The sequence below is a fragment of the Reella acinonychis genome, from assembly GCF_052384575.1.
Lineage (GTDB): Bacteria > Pseudomonadota > Gammaproteobacteria > Enterobacterales > Pasteurellaceae > JBQSUQ01.
The window spans coordinates 212,655-235,938 of sequence record NZ_JBQSUQ010000007.1 but is presented as its reverse complement, the minus strand read 5'-3'; the positions used below and the strand labels follow the sequence as shown (position 1 = coordinate 235,938).

Below are 23,284 nucleotides of genomic sequence, written 5' to 3'. Positions count from 1 at the left end.
TTTACATTCGTTTCAACATGAATTTATCACATCGAAACTATAATGAATTTCTAGTTTAAGCACTTATTCAGTCTTTATTTAATTTCTTCTAAACAAATCTTCAACAAGTGCCCACACAGATTGTCTGATATCTTTTTAAAGAACAAAAAAGAACGACGCGGGTTGCTTTTTACAAAATTGACAACGGCGTCGTTGTGGAGGCGTATTATAGGGAAAATTTAAATTCACGCAAGTACTTTTTGCAAAAAAAATTTGAAAATTTTTTCTTTTGCTGAAAAAAAATCCAAAACGTTCAAATTCACATCTATTCATAGATAAAAAAAAGCCTCTTCTATTCCCTATTCCAAATTTAGCAATAACAATTCTTCGAATCCCCAAAAATCAAGTACTTGTTGGAAATGTTGTTGTTCAGGGAATGATTGAGTGCAAAAAATAACATTTTTTTGTGAAATTTTTGACTGCACTTCAATGCCTTGTAATAAAAATTGCACTCGTTTAGCAATGGCTTTTCCTGAGTCAATAAAAGATTTAACTTGCGGTAGACACCAAGCGATTTCTTCCTTAATAAGTGGGAAATGGGTACAACCTAAAACAACAGCATCCAAATTAGTAATCTGACTCCAAGGTTCCAGTTCTTGTTTTAATGCAACCAAATCAACAGCTTCTCCTCGAAGTTTTTGCTCCGCAATTTCCACTAATTTAGTGCTGCCAATTTTTTCTACCTGACAGTCTGCAGCATATTGTTGAATTAAATCTGCTACATATTGACGTTTAACCGTCCCCTTTGTTGCCAATAATCCAATGTGTTTATTTTCTGATGTTTCTGCTGCCGGTTTAATCGCAGGCACAGTTCCCACAATGGGAATGGAAAAATGTTGACGCAGTACAGGCAAAACGACAGTACTTGCTGTATTACAAGCAATGACGATTAAATCCAATGGAAAATCTTGATTAATGTTCTGACAAATCGCTAATGTTCGTTCAATGATATTTTGCTCTGTCTTTTCGGAATAAGGAAAAAATGCGTTATCAAAGCAATATAAATAATGGCAATCAGGCAAAAGCTGTTTGGTTTCTTTATATACACTGAAGCCACCGACACCCGAATCGAAGAAAAGAATTGTGGGTTGTGATTGTTGCATAATAATTTCCTAAAACTCGTTAAAAAGACACCGCACTTTTATGCGTTGGAGTAAATTTCTTTTTGATTAAGCCAACGTTTAATTAAAGCTTCTGATAACTCAGGATATTTTACGATAAATTGTTTGGCATAATGCTGTACAGTAGGAATCATTCGGCGATCTCGCATTAAATTCGCCACTTTAAATTCTGCCACACCAGTTTGTTTTGTGCCTAATACTTCACCGGGTCCACGAATTTCAAGATCTTTCTCAGAAATAAGGAATCCATCTTGGCTTTCTCTCAATACTTGCAATCGTTTCTGCGATACTTTACCCAACGGCGGTTTGTACATAAGAACACAAAAGGAGGCTGTACTGCCTCGACCCACACGACCTCGTAATTGATGTAACTGAGAAAGACCTAAGCGTTCCGCATTTTCAATGATCATTAAACTGGCATTTGGCACATCAACACCGACCTCAATCACCGTTGTTGCCACCAACAAATCCAACTCGGCCTGCTTAAATGCCATCATAATATCTTGTTTTTCGCTCGGTTTCATTCGTCCATGCACCAAACCTATGCGTAAGTGCGGTAGAATTTTACGCAAATCTTCCGCAATGGCTTCTGCTGCCTGCGCTTCAAGCACTTCTGATTCATCAATCAACGTACAGACCCAATAGGCCTGACGCTTTTCATTAATACAAGCATGATTGACACGTTCAATAATTTCCGCTCGTCGTTCTTCTGACATTACCACTGTTGTAATTGGCGTTCGCCCCGGTGGTAATTCATCAATAATTGACGTATCCAAATCCGCATAGACGGTCATTGCCAGTGTACGAGGAATTGGCGTTGCAGTCATAATAAGCTGATGTGGATAAATGCCCGCTTTTTCCCCTTTTTCTCGCAACATTAAACGTTGATGAACGCCAAAGCGATGCTGTTCGTCAATGATGATTAATGCCAAATCAGCGAATTCCACTTCTTCTTGAAATAGCGCGTGCGTGCCCACAATCATCTGCACATCGCCTTGTTTAATCCGTTCTAATTCGGTTTGACGTGCTTTGCCTTTTACCTTACCCGCTAGCCAACCTACTTGAATACCTAATGGATTAAGCCAACGTTTAAAATTTTCTGCATGCTGTTCTGCCAAGATTTCCGTTGGTGCCATCAATGCCACTTGTTTTTGGTTATCAATCGCGAGCAAAGCGGCTAAAGCTGCCACTAATGTTTTACCCGAACCGACATCGCCTTGCACTAAACGCATCATAGGATGGGATTGAGTGAGATCTTGCTCAATCTCTGCAATCACTCTTAATTGCGCATTCGTCGGTTGAAAAGGTAATTGGCTTAGAAAACGTTGTTTTAAATCAGATTGATAATGTAACGCTTGCGCTTGATATTGCTGAACACCCAATTTCATTTTTTGCATAACCAGATTATGCGCCAATAACTCTTCAAAAATTAACCGCACTTGTGCAGGATGCTGCCCTTTTTCAAGAAGTTCTAACGAAATATCTGGTGGCGGTCGATGTAAAAATCGAATCGCTTCTTTTAAACTAAAAGGATTAGGGTTAAATTCAGTAGGTAGAATTTCGGTAATCTGTAAGGAATCTAATAATTCTAATGCTTGATCCGTTAATTTCCGCAACGTATTTTGCTTAAGTCCATCCGTTGTTGAATAAATAGGCGTCAAATTTTCTTCTAACAAAAGAGGTTTGTCATCACGAATAATTTGATATTCAGGATGATGAATTTCAGCCATAAAACGACCGCGCTTTACTTCGCCAAATGCCTTCACCCTTGTGCCAATTTGAAAACTATTTTTCATACCCGCGTTAAAATTGAAAAAACGCAGCATAATTTTGGATGAACCATCGGATAAGCTGACCATTAACATGGGACGTTTACCAAATTGCACTTCGCAAATTTGTACCTGTCCCTCAATAGTGGCATATTGTTCAGGGCGTAAATCAATTATTGCCGTAATTCGCGTACGATCTTCATAACGAAGGGGAAAATGAAACAGGAGATCTTGCAAATTATAAATTCCAAGTCGTCCTAATTTTTCAGAAATGGCTGCCCCTACACCAGACAAGGTCGTCAATGGAACAGCATTAAGAAGTTGCGTATTCATAACTAATCTGTGAGTGCATTAATATTACGTTTAACCGAAGTTACACCGGTAATATTTTCAATTTTACGCATCACTTTGACAAGTTGTTTTAAATTTGATGTGGTTAACACAAGGATGACTAAACATTGTTCCCCATCTTCTTCAGTCCAAACGCTATGGATATTACTTTGCGCAGCTGAAACCACTGACATAATATTTCCCAAAGCTCTTTGATCGACCATTTCGATACGTAATTCAGCTTCAAATTGCACTGAAGAAAAATGCTCATCCCAACTGAATACTTGTAAATCTTGGCCATGGCGTAATAGCGTGGCACAATTTTCATGGTGAACAACTAGTTCATTCTGATGGTTTTCATAAGCAAAAACAGGATCACCAAACACAGGATGACAACAATCTGCCAATACATAGTTCTTATTTTGAAGAGAAGAATGTGTATTTTGTTCTTCTAACGTTTTTAATACTTGACGAATTGTAGAGCGTGCTTTTCCTGTTACCACAAAATTGAGCCAACTTGCTTGCGGTTTGGCTTTTGGGGAAGTCACAATATCAACAGTTTGACCAGACACCAGCGGTTGAGAAAGCGAATAATCCATACGTTCAACTTTTGCTGCAACACAATGATTACCCACATCAGTATGTACTGCATAAGCAAAATCCACAGCAGTCGCGCCTCTTGGTAATTCAATAATGCGTCCTTTAGGCGTAAACACATAGATCTCGTGTGAAAATAAATCTGATTTTACACTTTCAATAAATTCAAAAGAATTACCCGCACTTTGTTGTAATTCAATGATATTTTGTAGCCAACGTTGCGCCTTAATTTGTGGCGTAGTGGCATCATTTTTACCATCTTTTTTATAGACCCAATGCGCCGTGATGCCCATTTCTGCCATACGATCCATTTCTTCAGTACGAATTTGCACTTCAACAGGTACGCCTTTTGGACCTATGGTTGAAGTATGTAACGCTTGGTAACCATTGGCTTTAGGCACAGCGATATAATCTTTAATGTATCTGGCTTTTGGTTTATATAAATGATGCACCTGCCCTAATGTGCGGTAGCAATCATCTACGGTATTTACAATAACGCGGAAATCATAAATATCTAAAAGAGAACGAAATTCTTGCTCTCGCTGTTTCATATTTTGATAAATATAAAACTGAGGCTTTTCTTGCCCAAATACACGAGCAGCAATTCCGACAGATTGTAAGCGCTGTTGTAATTCATCAATAATAGGTTGAATAAGCTCTTGGTGTTTACCTCGGATAATTTGCAATACTTTTTGCAATACCGCATAACGCTGAGGATACATGGCTTGAAAACAAAGATCTTCTAACTTGTTTTTAATGTTTTCAATACCAAGACGGTGGGCTAACGGGCTATAAATTTCAAGGGTTTCTTTAGCAATACGGCGACGTTTATCAGGACGTAATGCGCCCAACGTTTGCATATTATGTGTGCGGTCAGCTAATTTAATCAAAACCACACGAATATCTTTGGTCATCGCCAAAATCATTTTGCGAAAACTTTCGGCTTGCGCTTCCTGACGTGTTCTAAATTTTAGTTTATCTAATTTAGATACGCCATCCACAATATCAGCAACGCTATGACCAAATTCGTCCGTTAATTGTTGTTCTGTGTAGGGAGTATCTTCAATCACATCATGCAACAACGCCGCCATAATGGCTTCATGATCAAGGCGCATTTCTGCAATAATGCAAGCAACTGCAACAGGATGGGTGATGTAAGGCTCGCCACTTGAACGAAATTGACCTTCATGTCCGTCTTTTGCAATAACAAAAGCACGCTTAATCAGATCAATCTGCTCTTCGGGTAAATATTGTTGGATGATTTTATTTAAAGGTTCAAAAAAATGCATTACCAACCCCCTGTTCAAATAACAAGCCTAAAATGAGGTGAAAAAAGACCGCACTTATTCAGTAACAAAAGCGGCTGCTTGTGTTTTTTCTTCATAAACAAAAACATCTTGACGCTCTTGCGCATTCATAATGTCATTGTTAATTAAACCTTTTTCAATCTCACGCAACGCAATCACTGTTGGTTTGTCGTTATCTTCTGGCACCAAAGGTTCACTTTGATGAAGTTGTAATTGTCTTGCACGACGAGCTGCAACTAAAATTAAATCAAAACGGTTGCCAATTTTTTCTACTGCATCTTGCACAGTAACACGAGCCATATTTTACTCCAATTCATTCGTATTTTTAAAATAAGGGGAAATATAATACTAAAGTGTGGTCTATTTTGCTAGCAATTCTGCGATTAAGCACTGATTTTCCCGTTGTTGATAATTCATCGTCAATTTTTCAGCAGTTAAAATCGCTTTTAATTCGCATAATGCCTGTTCAAAATCATCATTTACAATCACATAATCATATTCATTGTAATGCGAAATTTCACTTATTGCTTTTGACATACGATCGGCAATCACTTCCGCACTATCTTGACCTCGACCAATCAAACGACGCTCTAATTCAGTCAATGAAGGGGGTAAAATAAAAATACTTTTGACTGAAGGCACTTTCTCTCGAATTTGTTGCGCACCTTGCCAGTCAATATCAAGGAAAACATCAATACCTTGGGCCAAATTTTGCTCAATAGCTCGCAATGAAGTGCCATAATAATTGCCACCGAAAACCTTGGCATATTCTAAAAACACATTTTGTGCGATCAGCTGTTCAAATTCATCCACCGATACAAAATAATAATGTACGCCATCTTCCTCTCCAGGTCTGGGTTGACGCGTTGTATGCGAAACCGACACCATCGTTTTTTTCTGCTCGTCTTGTTTTAACAAAGCTGAAATTAATGAAGATTTTCCCGCGCCACTTGGTGCTGACAGAATATAAAGATTCCCTTGTGACATAATTTGCTCCCACTTATTTAATTTCACCATCTTATTATGCCTCATAAAAAGGATAAATTTCATCAAAAGTGCGGTGAAAAATATAATTTTTTTATAAAAAACTGGTTTCTTATTTTTATTCGTTAATAGATTTAAAATTTCTTGTTATTCATCCACTAAAAATTTGATATAGATCACAAAATCATTGTGTTGTATTATGTCTTTCCGTTTCGTTATAAACTGAAATCGTGCTATAATCTCGACGTGACAGCAAGTTGACTTTTAAAAGCGACAAACTGTAATAAATTTTGTTTAACTTTAAATATAGGTGAAAAACTTATGGCAATTAAAATTGGTATCAATGGTTTTGGTCGTATCGGCCGTATCGTATTCCGCGCTGCACAACTTCGTGATGATATCGAAGTTGTAGGTATCAACGACTTAATCGACGTTGATTACATGGCTTACATGTTAAAATACGATTCAACTCATGGTCGTTTTGACGGTTCTGTTGAAGTTAAAGATGGTAACCTAATCGTTAACGGTAAAACTATCCGTGTAACTGCAGAGCGCGATCCAGCAAACTTAAAATGGAACGAAATCGGTGTTGATATCGCAGTTGAAGCAACTGGTATCTTCTTAACTGATGAAACAGCTCGCAAACACATCACAGCTGGTGCGAAAAAAGTTGTTTTAACTGGTCCATCTAAAGACAGCACACCAATGTTCGTTCGTGGTGTAAACTTCCAAGATTATGCAGGTCAAGACATCGTTTCTAACGCTTCTTGTACAACTAACTGTTTAGCACCTTTAGCACGTGTTATCCACGAAACTTTCGGTATCAAAGATGGTTTAATGACAACTGTTCACGCAACTACAGCAACTCAAAAAACTGTAGATGGTCCATCTGCTAAAGACTGGCGCGGTGGTCGTGGTGCGTCACAAAACATCATCCCATCTTCAACTGGTGCTGCAAAAGCTGTAGGTAAAGTATTACCAGCATTAAACGGCAAATTAACAGGTATGGCGTTCCGCGTTCCTACTCCAAACGTATCTGTAGTTGACTTAACTGTAAACTTAGAAAAAGCAGCAAGCTATGAAGAAATCAAGAAAGCAGTTAAAGATGCAGCTGAAGGTAAAACTTTCAACGGCGAATTAAAAGGCGTTTTAGGTTACACTGAAGATGCTGTTGTTTCTACAGACTTCAACGGTGCAGTTGAAACTTCTGTATTCGACGCAGACGCAGGTATCGCATTAACTGATACATTCGTTAAATTAGTTTCTTGGTATGACAACGAAACTGGTTACTCAAACAAAGTATTAGACTTAGTTGCTTTAGTTCACAACTACAAAGGCTAATCTAAGCTTATTCTAATCGCAGACCGTACTGCAAAGTGCGGTCTGTTTTTATTTGATTTTATTGAAAACTTTGCTAAAATCCACCGCACATTTATTAATCAATAATTCAACATCTTCGTGGTTCGAAAACCTCCCACGTAAAAAAACTAAGGAAAATTATGCAACTCTTTAACCCAAACCGCGATCGTAAAGCGGTTGTTATCTTTTCTGGCGGACAAGATTCCACCACTTGTTTAATTCAAGCTATTCAAGAATATGGCACAGAAAATGTTGAAGCAGTCACTTTCCAATATGGTCAACGTCATCATATTGAATTAGAAAAAGCGCGTTGGATAGCGCAAGATCTCGGCGTGAAGCAAACTCTTATCGATACGAGTGTTATTAAAGCCATCACTCATAATGCGATGATGAGCGACAGTGAAATTAAGACAGATGATAAAGGCATGCCAAATACTTTTGTGGACGGCCGCAATGCCTTGTTTTTACTTTACGCGGCTATTTATGCCAAAGGGCAAGGTATTAGCGATATTATTACGGGCGTATGCGAAACGGATTTCAGCGGTTATCCCGATTGTCGAGACATATTTATCAAATCAATGAATGTCACGCTTAATCTTGCAATGGATTATAATTTCAACATTCGCACTCCGTTAATGTATCTTACCAAAGCTCAAACGTGGCAACTCGCGGATGAATTAGGGGCGTTAGATTATGTCCGTCGTTATTCACATACTTGCTACATTGGGGTTGATGGTGGCTGCGGGGAATGCCCAAGCTGCGTGCTGCGTGAAAATGGCTTAAATGAATATTTACAATCTAAAAAATAAAAGTGCGGTGAAAATGTTTAAAGTTTCTAAAGAATTTAGTTTTGATATGGCTCACATCTTGGACGGACATGATGGGAAATGCCAAAATTTACATGGTCATACTTATAAACTACAAGTAGAAGTCAGTGGTGATTTAGTTGCCGATGGTGCCAAAAAAGGCATGGTGATTGATTTTTCTGATCTCAAATCTGTTGTACAAAAAGCAATTTTAGACCCTATGGATCATGCTTTTATTTACGATACTACCAGCGAAAGAGAATGTAAAATTGCCAATTTACTCAATGAGTTAAATTCTAAAACATTTGGTATCCCAACACGCACAACCGCAGAAGAGATGGCTCGCTTTATGTTTAACCGATTAAAAGCTGAATTGCCTATTTCCGCTATTCGTTTATGGGAAACTCCCACTTCATTCTGTGAATACCGCGAATAATAACAATGACTTATTCTACATCAAATCATAAAGTGGCGCTGATTTCTAATCCAAGTTATCCAATTGTGGAGATTTTTGAAAGTTTACAAGGCGAAGGTTTCAATACAGGGATGCCTAGCATTTTTGTACGTTTTGGTAAATGTAATCTCACTTGTCCTTGGTGTGATACTAACTACAACCAATTTAAACAATGGACATTGCAAGCCATTTTACAAAAAGTGCGGTCATTTTCAGCAAAGAATATTATTATTACCGGTGGAGAACCGACCATTCAGCCAAGCTTATCCTTATTGCTTGATCAGCTGAAAACTGAAGGCTATTTTCTCGCCATTGAAACCAATGGATTAAAAGAGATCCCGCCACAAATTGATTACATTGCGACTAGCCCAAAGCGAATGTATCAAGAAAAATATCAACAACGTTGTATTCCTTTTGCCCATGAAGTACGCATTGTAGCTGATGGCGATGTACTAACATTTTGTGAGCAAATCGAACAGAAAATTCAGGCTAATCACTATTACCTTTCCCCTTGTGAAATCAATGGTGAAATGAATTTGTTAGAAACAATTAGCCAATTAGGGATGCTTAATCAACGCCCAAATAAACAAAAATGGCAACTCAGTATTCAGACACATAAGCTGATTGGTATTGAATAAAAAAATCCCACTAATAAGTGGGATTTTTGTTGCTGAATAGAATTAAACTAAACGTTTTGATACTTCTAATAATTCAGCTTTGAATGGACGACGCATATTATCAATTGCATCAATAATGTCGTGATGAACTAAATGTTCATTTTGAATACCAATACAACGACCTTTTTCACCTTGTAGTAATAATTCCACTGCATAGACCCCCATGCGAGAAGCAAGGATACGGTCAAATGCACAAGGTGAACCACCACGTTGAATATGGCCCAATACGGTTGCACGTGTTTCATTGCCCACGCGTGCTTCAATATCTTTTGCCAATTGATGAACATCTGTGATTAATTCTGTGATCGCAATGATTGCATGGCTTTTACCATTGGCAAAACTGCGCTCAATTTCTTCAATTAATTCTTCTTTATCAAAACCCACTTCTGGTGCAATCGCATATTCACAACCACCAGCAATCGCTGCGTTAATTGTTAAATCGCTACAATGACGCCCCATGATTTCTAAAATAGAAATACGATGGTGTGAGCTACTTGTATCACGTAAACGGTCAATTGCAAGTACTGCGGTTTCTAATGCGGTTTGATAGCCAATAGTATAGTCTGTACCAGGAATATCATTATCAATGGTGCCAGGAATACCAATACAAGGGAAACCATGTTCTTCAGTTAATAATTTAGCACCAGTATAAGAACCATCACCGCCAATAACCACTAATGCATCAATACCATGAGAACGTAAAATTTCCGCACATTTTGCACGCACTTCTGGCTTTTTAAACTCAGGAAAACGCGCAGAACCTAAGAACGTACCACCATGAGTAATAATATCAGATACACTAAAGCGGTTTAATTGAGTAATTTTGTTATGGTATAAACCTTGATAACCATCACGAATACCATAAACTTCTAAGCCTTCATGTAAAGCGGTACGCACAACAGCACGAATTGCGGCATTCATACCTGGTGCATCGCCACCACTTGTTAAGACTGCAATTTTTTTGATCATAATATTTACCTTTAAACTTAAATGAAATCCGAGAAAATCGTGTCGCTAAGCTTACACTATTCAGCGGTTAGCCTCTACTATATTTTAGCAGATTTTCATCATTTTTTGCTAAAAATCAAAGATTATTCTACCCTTCAGGCATTGCACATTGCCAATCCCATTTTAATTCATGTAAACGCGCCAATTCTTTATCTATGGCGTATTTTTTCAGATAACCAATGAGTTTAACTTTCCCCATTTGCATCAGCTTATGAGATTGTGGCACTTTCACTGAATATTGGAACTGCACGAATCCACAGCCTTTAACATCAGCACCTCGTGCTACTTCAACTTGCCAGTTCGCTTGATTTGGATTAGGTGAATAAATCACAAAAGCGTATAAATCATCCCCTTCTAAATTAAGATTAAAATGCTCAACACCATTAGTTCTGTACACTTTCTCTCTTAACTGAATACGATCGGATAATGCCATCTTTTCTGCATTACGATCATGTAATAATTCCACCGCACTTTTCCAATTTTGATTATTCTCTTTTTTCTCAAAATACACATAGCGTGCCATACTGCCTAAATCTTTTTGATTTCTTAACTGATAGCTCGACTCATGATATTTAATAACTTTCGGCACATTCAATTTTACCATTTCAGAAATCACTTCTGGCTTGCTTGACTTTATAGCGCAACCTGATAGCAATAAGATGGAAAAAAGTGCGGTGCATTTTTTTAACATTTTATTCTCCTCTATCACGTTTGAAGATCCATTCCTGTGCAGTTGATGACTCTTCATCGAACCAATAACCTTCTAAATTAAATGCTTTGAGCTGTTCCGGTTTTGTTAACGCATTTTGGATCATATAGCGGCACATCAAACCTCGGGCTTTTTTAGCATAAAAACTAATCACTTTAAACTTACCAGCTTTCGCATCTAAAAACACAGGTTTAATAATGTTTGCGTTCAACAAATGAGGTTTTACGACTTTATAATATTCATCAGAAGCTAAATTAATCAACACATTATCGCCTTGTTGATCTAATGCTTGTTGTAAATGCTCAGTTACGATATCGCCCCAGAATTGATACAAATCCTTACCTCTTGTATTAGCCAGTTTCGTGCCCATTTCTAAACGATAAGGCTGCATTAGATCCAAAGGACGCAACAAGCCATATAATCCCGATAACATGCGCAGATGTTGTTGCGCAAAGGCAATATCTTGTGAGTTCAACTCTTCAACTGATAATCCAGTATAAACATCGCCTTTGAATGCATAAATCGCAGCGCGTGAATTTTGCTCATTGTGTTCCACTGCCCATTCAGCAAAACGTGCGGTATTTAGTGTTGCCAATTTATCACTAATAGACATTAAAGAGGCAATCTGAGCTGGCGATAAGTCACGACAAACTGCCATTAACTCAGCACTATGAGCCGTCAACTGCGGTTGTGAAAATTCAAATTTTGGCACCGCACTTTCATAATCCAATGTTTTCGCGGGCGAAATAATAGCTAACATATCTATCCTCAAATATTATTCAAATGCCAATTAATTTCCGTCAATTGATGTTGACGCAAATATTCATTGGCTTTCATAAAATGACCGCACCCCAGAAAACCACGATGTGCTGAAAGTGGCGAAGGATGTGGCGCAGTCAATACTAAATGTTTTTTACGATCAATGAACCGACCTTTTTTCTGTGCGTGACTTCCCCACAATAGAAAGACCAAGTTTTCACGCTGTTCATTTAACACTGCAATGACACGATCAGTAAAAGTTTCCCAACCAAAATTCGCATGAGAATTGGCATTTCCCTCTTCAACAGTTAAAACGGTATTGAGTAGCAACACGCCTTGTTCTGCCCATGAAATCAGCGAACCATGATTAGGAATTTGGAAATCAGCATATTCTAACTGCAGTTCTTTATACATATTCTGCAATGAAGGGGGTGCTGGCACTGGTGGTCGAACAGAAAAAGCTAAACCATGAGCCTGATTTGGGCGATGATAAGGATCTTGTCCTAGAATCACCACTTTGACCTGGCCAAATTCTGTTAATTTAAAAGCATTAAAAATATCAGCCTGTGGCGGATAAACAACTTTTCCTTCAGAACGAGCTTGCTGTACCTTGGCCAAAATCTGTTGAAAATAGGGCTGCTCTTTTTCAGCACCAATCGCCATTTTCCAAGTATCCATTGCGCTTTCCTATACCGATTTCAATTGTGCTAAGTATAGTAATTTTCTTGTCTTTTCTCTAGCTTTTATTAGTAAAAGTGTTTATATTAGCGAACACTTGTACGCTAGAAACAGGAACAATACATGAACTTGGATTTTCATTTTATTCAACGAGTTCGACAACAAGCAAAAACTCAAGCCAAACGCACCGCACTTCGTTATAAAAAAGAGGGACAATGGCAAGATATTTGTTGGACAGATTTTCAACAACAAATAGATAATATCAGCTTAGCCTTAATTCACTCAGGTATTCAAGTTCAGGATAAAATCGGTATTTTTGCACAAAATATGCCTAACTGGACGATTGCTGATATCGGCGGTTTACAAATTCGCGCAGTCACAGTGCCGATTTATGCTACCAATACCGCAAACCAAGCCGCATTTATTGTCAACAATTCAGATATGAAAATTTTGTTTGTGGGTGACCAAGAACAATATGATCATATGCTTGAAGTCATAGAAAAATGCCCACGTTTAGAAAAAATTGTGGCAATGAAAGACAGCATTGAATTACACAATTGCTCAATTGCTTACCACTGGCAAGATTTTATTCAAAATACGTCAGAACAAGCAGAAGCAGAGTTACAACAACGTCTCACACAAATTAGTTTAGATGATCTCTTCACGATCATTTATACATCAGGTACCACTGGCGAACCTAAAGGGGTAATGCTCGATTATGCAAACTTAGCCCATCAACTTTGGGCACATGATCAATTACTTGATGTTACTCCTGAGGACGTGTCTTTATCTTTCCTTCCTTTCTCACATATTTTTGAGCGCGCTTGGGTAGCTTATGTGTTACATAAAGGTGCAACCAATGCGTATTTGGAAGACACTAACCAAGTAAGAGAAACGCTGGCGGAAGTTCGTCCAACGCTGATGTGTGCGGTACCTCGCTTTTATGAGAAAATTTACACCGCGGTTTGGGATAAAGTACAACAAGCACCAGCGTATCGCAGAAAATTATTTAATTGGGCAATCAAGGTCGGCGAAATGCATCTCCATGCAAAAGCTCAAAAGCAGTCGATTTCATGGTGGTTAAAAACACAATATCGCTTAGCGGATAAATTAGTACTAAGTAAATTACGTCAACTATTAGGTGGACGCATTAGAATGATGCCTTGCGGTGGCGCCAAACTGGAATCCACTATTGGTTTATTTTTTCATAGCATTGGCTTAAATGTAAAACTGGGTTATGGCATGACAGAGACTACCGCAACCGTTTCTTGTTGGAATGACTTAGTCTTTAACCCAAATTCTATTGGGACATTAATGCCTGGTGCAGAAGTAAAAATCGGCGAAAATAATGAAATTTTAGTCAAAGGCGGCATGGTCATGCGTGGCTATTATAAAAATCCACAGCAAACAGCGGAAAGCTTTACAGAAGATGGTTTCCTCAAAACAGGGGACGCTGGAGAATTTGATGCGGAAGGTAACCTTTATATTACAGATCGTATTAAAGAACTAATGAAAACTTCCAATGGCAAATATATTGCCCCGCAATTGATTGAAGGCACTGTTGGCAAGGATAAATTCATTGAGCAAATTGCAGTGATTGCTGATGCTAAGAAATACGTGTCCGCCCTTATCGTACCTTGTTTTGAGAGTTTAGAATCTTACGCTAAACAATTGAATATTAAGTACCAAGATCGATTAGAATTAATCAAACATTCTGACATTGTACAAATGTTTGAAAAACGCATTAATGATTTGCAAAAAGAATTGGCGCATTTTGAACAAATTAAGAAATTTACCCTATTGCCAAAGGCATTTAGTACAAAAATGGAAGAAATCACGCCAACCTTAAAATTACGACGCAAAGTCATTTTACAGCGTTATCGTGAACAAATTGAAGCCATGTACAATTCAAAGAAAAACAGCAAGAGCGACAATGAATAAAACAAAACCGCACTGAAAAGTGCGGTCTTTTTTTAATTAATTTTTAACGATAATATCCGTAGTGATAGCCAATAGACGGCATCAATACAACAGGATATCTGGATGAGCCTCTTGTAGAAACTTTTGGTTGAGAATCACTTGCGTTTATTGGCATATCAACCGCAGTTTCTTTTACTTGCTTATGCTGCACTGTTTTACCGCTATATACTTTTGCATTATAAGCTTCTACAGCTTTCATATCCAATGGCGCTTGTGGTTCACCGACAGTTTGATGGCTACTACAAGCAGCTAAAAATAGAGATAAAATAATAACAACTTTCTTCATTTTAAATACCTTTAATTTGTATGACAGACATCATTGGATAGCATATTACCTCTATCCTTTAAATTCTGTTCTGCAATTTTTCTACCTTTCAATTTATCTTGTTCTTTTAGACGATTTGATAAGGCTTCATCATTGACATTAAACACCGACGCATATTGCACTTTCCTCGCAATGCCCTTGTCATTCAACACTCCACCAGAAACATTAGCATAATATTCGTCTTTAGAATCATCTTTTATATAATAAGTCGCTGAGTCCGTTACTTCAACTCCTCTATTTTTGTAGCCATCACATACGCCTTCTCCAGCTAAAAAAACTGTATGAGTTTGACTATCCTCATTGATCCGATAAACTTCAAATTCAATACTATTTGCTAATTTATTAGCATCTTGTTGATTCTTAGGATCTAATGTTTTTAAATTATCCTCATTAATATAAATCTTTTTTGCATTATCAGCCTTAACTGGTGTTTGAGGAGTACTTATAATACCATCTTCTGAAATATGAATAGATACAGAATTATTTGCAATAACATTCAAACTGCAAAAACTAGCCAAAATGATAGCCACAAACAATTGATATTTCATAAATAAAAATTCCCTTATTAAGTTATGCACAAAATAAAAAACAATCCTATTAGAGAGATAAAATTACAACCATAGATCATTATATAATGACTTTTGGTCAAATTTAAAGCTAAATATATAAAATCGGATCAGTAAGAATAGTAAACAATGGCACGCCCTATTGGATTCGAACCAATGACCTACGGCTTAGAAGGCCGTTGCTCTATCCAGCTGAGCTAAGGGCGCATTTCAAATGGATATGATAAGAAGTGGTCGGCGAGATAGGATTTGAACCTACGACCCACTGGTCCCAAACCAGTTGCGCTACCAAGCTGCGCTACTCGCCGACGAATGTTGGTAATTATAGATGGCTTTCTGTTTCAGTCAATCATTTTTTTTGCTTTTTAACTCAATCGATTAAAATTATCTCAATTTAATAAATTTATTCGCATTTCCATATGTTTTCTGACAAAATAGCAAACGTTTCCGTAACTTCTTGAATGAAAGGTAAATCGAATGACTGCACAAGTAATTTCTGGCACAGAACTTGCTAAAAAGATCAAATCTGAAGTAGCGCAAAAAATAGAGAGCTATGTTACTCAAGGAAAACGAAATCCAGGTTTAGCCGTAATCTTAGTGGGTTCAGATCCTGCTTCTCAAGTCTATGTAGGCAGCAAACGTAAAAGTTGTGCTGAGATTGGTATTCAATCAAAATCTTATGACTTAGCCGAAAGTACATCAGAGCAAGAATTGCTGAGCTTAATTGATCAACTCAATAATGATGAAAGTATCGATGGTATTTTGGTTCAATTACCTCTCCCCGCTCATATTGATAGCACAAAAGTCATTGAACGCATTGCACCAAATAAGGATGTTGATGGTTTCCACCCATACAATGTTGGCCGTTTATGCCAACGTATCCCTACGCTACGTGCATGCACCCCCTACGGCGTGATGAAACTACTAGAAACTACGGGGGTAGATTTATATGGTCAACATGCAGTGGTTGTTGGCGCCTCTAATATTGTAGGGCGCCCAATGGCGTTGGAATTACTGCTCGCTGGCTGTACAGTAACAGTAACACATCGTTTCACGAAAGATTTAGAAAGCCATGTTCGCCAAGCGGATATTCTCGTTGTAGCGGTGGGTAAACCTGAATTTATCCCTGGCGATTGGGTTAAGTCGGGTGCTATTGTAATTGATGTCGGTATAAATCGTGGAGCAGACGGCAAACTCAAAGGCGATATTGAATATGATAAAGCCACTGAAAAAGCAAAATTCATCACACCTGTTCCGGGCGGTGTCGGTCCAATGACTGTAGCAATGCTAATGCATAATACCTTAGCTGCTTACGAAACCCATTAAGAACAAACAAAAAAACGCTCAATATATTGAGCGTTTTTTTATGAGAAGCGCGGTGAAAAAATTCAACGTTTTTTAACCGCACTTTTTGATTATTGAATAATTAATTCGGCAATCGCTACACCCACGACACAGGCTGTAATCACACCGATTAAACCAGGCATCATGAAACTGTGGTTAAAATAGTATTTACCAATCTTCGTTGTACCTGATACGTCAAAGTTAACCGTTGCAATATCCGATGGGTAATTAGGAATAAAGAAGTACGCATAGGTTGCTGGCATTAAACCCACTAAAATTGGCGCTGGAATACCTAACTCTAATCCCACCGGCAAGAGCATGACTGCAGTTGCTGCTTGGCTATTAATTACCACAGACACGACAAATAATGCTAATGCAAAGGTCCAAGGGTAAGTTTTCACCATATCCATAATTGCTGTTTTAAATGTTGGCATCGCGAATTGGAAGTAAGTATCACTCATCCAAGCAATACCAAAGATTGCGATAGCCGCAACCATACCTGATTTAAACACCACACCATTTGGTACAGTTTGTGGATTTGTTTTTGTCACTAACAAAATGATACCGCCAAAACACAACATCATCATTTGAATAATCAATGACATTGAAATTGGTTTAATTTTTTCACCGATACCAACCGTACGAATCTCAGGTAGCATTGCAATGATAGTAATCACTACGAAAGACAATAGGAAAAGATATACCGATTGTTTTGCTGAGGCAGGTAATTTTTCATTTAAAGTTGTACTTGTTGTATTTAAAATACGCTCACGCCAAACAGGATCTTGTAAACGACGTTGATATTCAGGATCATCTTCTAATTCTTTACCGCGACGAATACTATATAAAGATAATGCAATAGTACCCACAAACGTAGCTGGTACAGTCACACCAATAATATGCAGTAATGAGATATGCTCAAAACCTGGAATTTGAATGATCTTACCTAAATAGAATACTACTGCTGCTGATAATGGGCTTGAGGTAATTGCCAATTGAGAAGCAACAGAAGCGGCAGCCATCGGACGCTCTGGACGAATTTTATTTTTTAACGCAACGTCACCAATAATTGGCATGATGGAATAAACTGAGTGGCCCGTACCAAGCATAAATGTCATTAAATAGGTGACGATTGGACCTAATAAAGTCACGCGTTTTGGATTGCTACGCAGTACTTTTTCCGCAATTTGAAGCATAAATTTTAAGCCACCCGCGGCTTCAAGTACAGAAGCACAGGTCACTACCGCTAAAATAATTAGCATCACATCAACGGGTGCTTTACCAACTGGCATACGGAAAATGAATACTTCAATCACTAAACCAATACCAGAGACGACACCAAGGCCGACACCACCGAAACGGCTCCCTACATACAACATTAATAGTAGGAATAAAAATTCTAAATAGAGCATAAATATACCTTTAAAGAGTTAATTGATTCAGGTCGGGAATGATACTGAATTTATAAAAATTTACAATCTTTTTAACTAAAAGATAGGAAAATCTTTATCTAAATCAAACTTTAACTTAAATATAAAAGAATAAAGGAAATTTATGCACAGAATTGTGCAGAAAGTTCAGTTAATTGTGACCAAGAATCTGCGGAAAAGTCCATTTTGGTTTGGCGTTCAATTTCGGCTAGTTGTTGAATAATTAAATAGAGTCTTTGATAAGTTAGGCGTTGGAAAGCTGCTACATAAAAAGTGCGTCGATTTTGCCAGATCTTCATGCGATCAAAATTCTGGCGCAATTGCTCAACGGGTAACTTCTGAGTTAAATCAGCGATGGATTGTTGTGGTTTGGACAACTCAAGCATGATCATCAATTCACGTTGGAAAATACGTAGCAAGACGACAGGCTGCACATCTTCCATTTTCAGACCTTGCAACACGCGTTTTGCACGTTGAAATTTACCCTCTAACAATGCATCAATCCATTGAAAAGGGGTAAAAATAGAAGATTGCTCCACCACTTGTTGAACTTTCTGCAAACTCAGTTTTTTATCTTGATGCAATAAAAACAACAAATCTAAACTTTGTTTTAGGGCAAGTAAATTATTTTCATGGCTATAACATAGGAACTGAATGGCATCTTGTTCCAAATTCATTCCCATATTTTTGGTTCGGTGGGTAAGCCATTTGGGTAATTGTTCAATGGTTGGTGTTTGGCAGTTGACTAAGACTAAGTGCGGTTCAAATTCGAGGGATTTTTTTACCCAAGCTTGTTTTTCCGCTGTTTTAGGAAATTTCGCCATTTGGAAAACGAAAAGCAAATCTTCATTGATTAATGAAATCAATTCATCCAATTTACTTTGTAAAGCAACGGTGAGGTTTTCTGGCAGATTAAGATAAATAATCTGCTTATTAAAAAATAAACCTAAGGATTGGCAACGTTCAAGTAAATCATCCCAATCCGTATTATTATCAATATCGGCTTCGATCTTTTCATCAAAGCCTTGTTGATTAGCCACTTTCCAAATTAAATCTGCACTTTCACTCAGCAATAAAGGATCTTGCCCAACCAAATAATAAATTTGCTGTAACCTATTATTTAGTGAAGCCGCCAATTGCTCAGTAAAGATACGATTCATATTTGCCAATAACTATTGAACTTGGTGCTGTAACGCTACCATTTTGCTGATAATTTGACGAGCAGCTTGCTCATTCATATCACGTAAAATAATCTCTTTTTCCGCTGATTTTGCCAAAGCTGCACGTGGGTTATCAAAGAAAGTGCGGTTAACTTTTACAGAGATTGGATAAGCATCTTTATGCGGAAATTTCACGCTTGCCTCAACTTGTAAAAACAACATTTTCTCTGCTTCACGACCATATTTAAATACAGAAACGACGCTATCGTTGCTAGCAATTTTATTAATACGCAATACAGGCACATCATTTTGTTCCACTACAGTAATATTATTGACTTGTAGCTGTTTGCGCATTGCTAATGACATATCGCTATAAGGATCGCTACTTTCTAGTTTGATCACTTGCAAACTTTTTGGTACTAATTGCCCATTTTGGAAATGAAAACCACAAGCGCTTAGTAATAAAATGCCCGTAGTGATAAAAGCGACTTTAACTTGTTTTAACATAGATTAAACCTTTATTTACAAAGAATATTAAATAAAATACTGGCTTTTTCTAACACATTATCTTGTGCTATTTTTTTACCCTTTTTTTGTTCCGAAGTCCGTATTTCCTGCTGCAAACGATCATTATTACCCGTAAAACTTGGTGTGTAGCCAATTTCTTTTGGTGCGGACTGCGCATGCAATTTTACATTGATTAAACTTGTATAAAAATCTGTAAAGCTATTTTCAGGGTAATAATTGGTGGTCATAATTAAATCTACACCATTTTTTCCCTTGAAATCTTGGCAAACCGCTTGTTTACCACTGAATCTCGCATGCCCTAATCGAAATTGCCCAAACTCATAAAAATCAACTATTTTTGCCTTCGCTAAGTTTGCCAAATCATCAGGACGTTGAGGATTAAGGGATTGACCTTGCACATTAAAAATCGTTGCCATATATCCCTCGGCATTACGCAATAATGCAAGGTAGCCAATGCGTTGTTCCACACCTTCATTACGACTTACCGCATAACCTTGAAAATGCGTAAGATCGCGTTTTTCTGCGGGTTGCTCATATTCCATCGCAGTTGTTTCTTCTGCAAAACGCATTTGTTTGATGACACCATCAATATCTTTATAAGGGCGCCATTCAAACTCCTCTACACCACTCGTACAACCTAAAAGTGCGGTGCAAATAAGGCTAATTTTTGCGGTTCTAAGCCAATTCATAACAATATCCCGTAATAATGGGCGGAAGAGCTTTTCCTGCCCATTCTAACAAATTATTTTGCTACAAAGCTGAATAATTTGCCCGGCACATAAATGGTTTTCACAATGGTTAAACCTTCAAGGAATTTCTGTACATTGACATCAGCAAGTGCCACAGCTTTAATATCTTCTTCAGACATATCCGCAGGCACAGTCACTTTGCCACGCACTTTACCATTTACTTGAACCACGACGAGTTTTTCGTCTTCCACCATCGCTTTTTCATCGGCTTGCACCCAAGGTGCGAAGTCGATGCTGTCTTGGTTGCCCAAATTTTTCCACAATTCAAAGCAGATGTGCGGTGTGATTGGGTAAAGCATACGCACTACAGCACTTAAGGCTTCCGCCATAATCGCTTTATCTTGATCGCCTGTAAGTGGTGCTTTGGTCAATTTGTTCATCAACTCCATAATCGCTGCAATTGCAGTGTTGAAAGTTTGACGGCGACCAATATCATCACTCACTTTAGCGATGGTTTTATGCACTTCACGACGAAGATTTTTCTGATCAGCTGAAAGTGCGGTTGGATCTAACGCAGTTTTTGCAGGATCTTTTTGGTATTCAAACGCTAAATTCCATAAACGACCTAAGAAGCGTTTTGCCCCTTCCACGCCTGATTCTTGCCATTCCAACGTCATTTCAGCCGGAGAAGCGAACATCATAAACAGACGAACCGTGTCCGCACCGTATTTTTCCACCATTTCTTGTGGATCGATACCGTTGTTTTTCGATTTGGACATTTTGGTCATACCCGAATGCACCAACTCACGTCCTTCTTTATCAAAGGCTTTGACGATACGGCCTTTTTCATCACGCTCAAGAGTCACTTCCGTTGGGCTGACCCAAATACGTTCGTTAGTTGGGCTGGTGTAGTAAAATGCATCAGCAAGCACCATACCTTGACAGAGTAATTTATCCGCTGGTTCATCACTGCTGACTAAACCCGCATCACGCAACAATTTGTGGAAGAAACGGAAGTAGAGCAAGTGCATTGTAGCGTGTTCGATACCGCCGATATATTGATCCACTGGCAACCAGTAATTCGCTTCTTCGCTGTCTAACATACCTTGTTGATATTGTGGGCTGGTGTAGCGTGCATAATACCAAGACGACTCCATAAAGGTGTCGAAAGTGTCCGTTTCTTTTAACGCAGGTTGTCCGTTGTAAGTGGTTTTCGCCCAATTTGTATCGGCTTTGATTGGGCTCTTCACGCCGTCCATTACCACATCTTCAGGCAATACAATCGGTAAATCTTGGATTGGGGCTGGCACTACGTCGCCATTTTCAAGGGTTAGCATTGGAATTGGAGCCCCCCAATAACGTTGGCGAGACACGCCCCAGTCACGTAAGCGGAAATTCACTTGGCGTTTACCCACGCCTAGTGCGGTCAATTTATCCGCAATAGCGTTGAATGCACCGTCAAATTCCAAGCCATCAAATTCCGCAGAATTTACTAATTTACCGTATTCAGTAAAGGCTGCTTGGCTGAAATCCCACTCGCTGTTATCAAGCGGTGCGATCACTTGTTTAATTTGCAAATCGTATTTTTGTGCAAATTCAAAGTCACGCTGGTCGTGTGCAGGCACTGCCATTACTGCACCCGTACCGTAGTGCATTAACACAAAATTTGCCACCCAAATTGGCACCGCTTGTTTTGTGAGTGGATGAATAGCGTATAAACCGGTCGCCATTCCTTTTTTCTCCATTGTGGCTAATTCGGCTTCTGCCACTTTGGTGTTTTTGCATTCTTGAATAAATTGAGCTAAATCAGGATTATTTTCTGCTGCTAAAGTTGCTAATGGATGCGCTGCTGCCACTGCCACATAGCTCACACCTAAGAACGTATCAGGACGCGTGGTGTAGACCGCTAATTTTTCTTGGCTGTCTTGAATATCAAAGGTAATTTCCACCCCTTCAGAGCGACCGATCCAGTTGCGTTGCATCGTTTTCACTTGATCAGGCCAGTTCGGAAGGTGATCTAAATCACCTAAAAGTTGTTCAGCGTAATCCGTGATTTTGATGAACCATTGCGGAATTTCTTTTTGCTCCACAGGCGTATCACAACGCCAGCAACAACCTTCGTGCACTTGTTCATTCGCCAACACGGTTTCATCGTTCGGACACCAGTTTACTGTGGATGTTTTTTTGTACACTAAACCTTTTTTATACAACTCGGTAAAGAACCACTGTTCCCATTTGTAGTAATCAGGTTTGCAGGTGGCAATTTCACGATCCCAGTCGAAGCCAAAACCTAAGGATTGCAACTGTTTCTTCATATAGGCAATGTTTTCGTATGTCCATTTTGCTGGTGCAGTTTTGTTTTTAATCGCTGCCCCTTCCGCAGGCAAACCGAACGCATCCCAACCCATTGGTTGCAACACATTTTTCCCGTTCATTCGTTGGTAGCGAGAAATCACATCGCCAATGGTGTAGTTACGCACGTGTCCCATATGCAGACGACCTGACGGATACGGGAACATAGAAAGACAATAGTATTTCTCTTTTGAAGTATCTTTAATCGCTTTGAACACCTTGTTTTCAGCCCAAAATTGCTGAATGCGAGGTTCAATTTCGCTTGGATTATATTGTTGTTGCATAAAATCACCTTAAATTTAACCGCACTTGC

22 protein-coding genes, 2 tRNA genes and 1 riboswitch are annotated in these 23,284 nt (G+C 38.5%); of the genes, 6 read left to right on the top strand and 18 right to left on the bottom strand.

The features are described from left to right. Positions 1-338: 338 nt before the first annotated feature. From murI to gmk, 5 genes are read right to left on the bottom strand one after another with little or no spacing between them, the layout of a single operon-like run. A complete protein-coding gene (murI, locus tag ACT2CV_RS04915) occupies positions 339-1,142 on the bottom strand; it encodes a glutamate racemase (RefSeq protein ID WP_464973676.1) in 804 nt (267 codons plus the stop codon). 38 nt (positions 1,143-1,180) lie between these two features. Continuing rightward, positions 1,181-3,262 carry an ATP-dependent DNA helicase RecG gene (gene recG / locus ACT2CV_RS04910; protein WP_464973675.1) on the bottom strand — a complete coding sequence of 694 codons (2,082 nt, stop codon included), beginning with the start codon at positions 3,260-3,262 and terminating at the stop codon, positions 1,181-1,183. 2 nt (positions 3,263-3,264) lie between these two features. Further along, positions 3,265-5,145 carry a RelA/SpoT family protein gene (locus ACT2CV_RS04905; RefSeq protein ID WP_464973674.1) on the bottom strand — a complete coding sequence of 627 codons (1,881 nt, stop codon included), beginning with the start codon at positions 5,143-5,145 and terminating at the stop codon, positions 3,265-3,267. Between the two features lie 54 nt (positions 5,146-5,199). After that, positions 5,200-5,463 carry a DNA-directed RNA polymerase subunit omega gene (rpoZ, locus tag ACT2CV_RS04900; protein ID WP_464973673.1) on the bottom strand — a complete coding sequence of 88 codons (264 nt, stop codon included), beginning with the start codon at positions 5,461-5,463 and terminating at the stop codon, positions 5,200-5,202. 60 nt (positions 5,464-5,523) lie between these two features. Continuing rightward, positions 5,524-6,150 (bottom strand): guanylate kinase, encoded by a 627-nt coding sequence (gmk, locus tag ACT2CV_RS04895; RefSeq protein WP_464973672.1) that lies wholly within the window; start codon positions 6,148-6,150, stop codon positions 5,524-5,526. Positions 6,151-6,468: 318 nt separating this feature from the next. On the opposite strand from gmk, the gene gap reads away from it, so the two are divergent. The 4 genes from gap (at position 6,469) to ACT2CV_RS04875 (ending at position 9,404) form a co-directional block, all read left to right on the top strand. Continuing rightward, positions 6,469-7,488, top strand: coding sequence for a type I glyceraldehyde-3-phosphate dehydrogenase (gene gap / locus ACT2CV_RS04890; RefSeq protein ID WP_464973671.1), 1,020 nt, complete (start codon positions 6,469-6,471; stop codon positions 7,486-7,488). Positions 7,489-7,599: 111 nt separating this feature from the next. Continuing rightward, positions 7,600-7,644: riboswitch (PreQ1 riboswitch) on the top strand. A 2-nt stretch (positions 7,645-7,646) separates the two neighbouring features. Beyond that, positions 7,647-8,315, top strand: coding sequence for a 7-cyano-7-deazaguanine synthase QueC (gene queC, locus ACT2CV_RS04885; RefSeq protein ID WP_464973670.1), 669 nt, complete (start codon positions 7,647-7,649; stop codon positions 8,313-8,315). 13 nt (positions 8,316-8,328) lie between these two features. Further along, the gene (gene queD, locus ACT2CV_RS04880; protein WP_464973985.1) at positions 8,329-8,748 is read left to right on the top strand and encodes a 6-carboxytetrahydropterin synthase QueD; all 420 of its coding nucleotides are present in this window, start codon (positions 8,329-8,331) and stop codon (positions 8,746-8,748) included. A gap of 5 nt (positions 8,749-8,753) precedes the next feature. Next, positions 8,754-9,404: a 7-carboxy-7-deazaguanine synthase QueE gene (locus ACT2CV_RS04875; protein WP_464973669.1), complete on the top strand. Its 651-nt coding sequence runs from the start codon at positions 8,754-8,756 to the stop codon at positions 9,402-9,404. Positions 9,405-9,446: 42 nt separating this feature from the next. On the opposite strand, the gene pfkA is transcribed toward ACT2CV_RS04875, so the two are convergent. The 4 genes from pfkA to ung all read right to left on the bottom strand — a co-directional run bounded on the left by pfkA (position 9,447) and on the right by ung (position 12,597). Next, on the bottom strand, positions 9,447-10,412 hold the full coding sequence (pfkA, locus tag ACT2CV_RS04870) for a 6-phosphofructokinase (RefSeq protein WP_464973668.1): 966 nt from the start codon (positions 10,410-10,412) through the stop codon (positions 9,447-9,449). A gap of 127 nt (positions 10,413-10,539) precedes the next feature. After that, entirely contained in the window at positions 10,540-11,142 is a 603-nt protein-coding gene (locus tag ACT2CV_RS04865; RefSeq protein WP_464973667.1) for a 6-phosphofructokinase, read from the bottom strand. A 1-nt stretch (position 11,143) separates the two neighbouring features. Continuing rightward, entirely contained in the window at positions 11,144-11,920 is a 777-nt protein-coding gene (yaaA, locus tag ACT2CV_RS04860; protein ID WP_464973666.1) for a peroxide stress protein YaaA, read from the bottom strand. 8 nt (positions 11,921-11,928) lie between these two features. Beyond that, entirely contained in the window at positions 11,929-12,597 is a 669-nt protein-coding gene (gene ung, locus ACT2CV_RS04855) for a uracil-DNA glycosylase (protein ID WP_464973665.1), read from the bottom strand. 123 nt (positions 12,598-12,720) lie between these two features. On the opposite strand from ung, the gene ACT2CV_RS04850 reads away from it, so the two are divergent. Then, positions 12,721-14,538, top strand: a complete 1,818-nt coding sequence (locus tag ACT2CV_RS04850) for an AMP-dependent synthetase/ligase (RefSeq protein ID WP_464973664.1) — start codon at positions 12,721-12,723, stop codon at positions 14,536-14,538. Between the two features lie 43 nt (positions 14,539-14,581). On the opposite strand, the gene ACT2CV_RS04845 is transcribed toward ACT2CV_RS04850, so the two are convergent. The 4 genes from ACT2CV_RS04845 to ACT2CV_RS04830 form a co-directional block, all read right to left on the bottom strand. Further along, positions 14,582-14,863 carry a hypothetical protein gene (locus tag ACT2CV_RS04845; RefSeq protein WP_464973663.1) on the bottom strand — a complete coding sequence of 94 codons (282 nt, stop codon included), beginning with the start codon at positions 14,861-14,863 and terminating at the stop codon, positions 14,582-14,584. Between the two features lie 11 nt (positions 14,864-14,874). Continuing rightward, complete coding sequence (locus ACT2CV_RS04840) at positions 14,875-15,450, bottom strand: DUF8095 domain-containing protein (protein ID WP_464973662.1); 576 nt, start codon at positions 15,448-15,450, stop codon at positions 14,875-14,877. A gap of 148 nt (positions 15,451-15,598) precedes the next feature. Then, a tRNA-Arg gene (locus ACT2CV_RS04835) sits at positions 15,599-15,675 on the bottom strand. A 24-nt stretch (positions 15,676-15,699) separates the two neighbouring features. Then, positions 15,700-15,776: transfer RNA gene (locus ACT2CV_RS04830), tRNA-Pro, on the bottom strand. A gap of 169 nt (positions 15,777-15,945) precedes the next feature. Between ACT2CV_RS04830 and folD the strand changes: the two genes are divergently transcribed. Next, on the top strand, positions 15,946-16,794 hold the full coding sequence (gene folD, locus ACT2CV_RS04825) for a bifunctional methylenetetrahydrofolate dehydrogenase/methenyltetrahydrofolate cyclohydrolase FolD (RefSeq protein WP_464973661.1): 849 nt from the start codon (positions 15,946-15,948) through the stop codon (positions 16,792-16,794). A gap of 89 nt (positions 16,795-16,883) precedes the next feature. On the opposite strand, the gene ACT2CV_RS04820 is transcribed toward folD, so the two are convergent. The 5 genes from ACT2CV_RS04820 to leuS form a co-directional block, all read right to left on the bottom strand. Next, a complete protein-coding gene (locus tag ACT2CV_RS04820; RefSeq protein WP_464973660.1) occupies positions 16,884-18,224 on the bottom strand; it encodes an anaerobic C4-dicarboxylate transporter in 1,341 nt (446 codons plus the stop codon). A 140-nt stretch (positions 18,225-18,364) separates the two neighbouring features. Then, positions 18,365-19,402: a DNA polymerase III subunit delta gene (gene holA / locus ACT2CV_RS04815; RefSeq protein WP_464973659.1), complete on the bottom strand. Its 1,038-nt coding sequence runs from the start codon at positions 19,400-19,402 to the stop codon at positions 18,365-18,367. Positions 19,403-19,414: 12 nt separating this feature from the next. Then, complete coding sequence (locus tag ACT2CV_RS04810) at positions 19,415-19,909, bottom strand: LPS-assembly lipoprotein LptE (protein WP_464973658.1); 495 nt, start codon at positions 19,907-19,909, stop codon at positions 19,415-19,417. An 11-nt stretch (positions 19,910-19,920) separates the two neighbouring features. After that, positions 19,921-20,619, bottom strand: a complete 699-nt coding sequence (locus ACT2CV_RS04805) for a DUF8095 domain-containing protein (RefSeq protein ID WP_464973657.1) — start codon at positions 20,617-20,619, stop codon at positions 19,921-19,923. 53 nt (positions 20,620-20,672) lie between these two features. Then, a complete protein-coding gene (gene leuS / locus ACT2CV_RS04800; protein ID WP_464973656.1) occupies positions 20,673-23,255 on the bottom strand; it encodes a leucine--tRNA ligase in 2,583 nt (860 codons plus the stop codon). Positions 23,256-23,284: the final 29 nt, after the last annotated feature.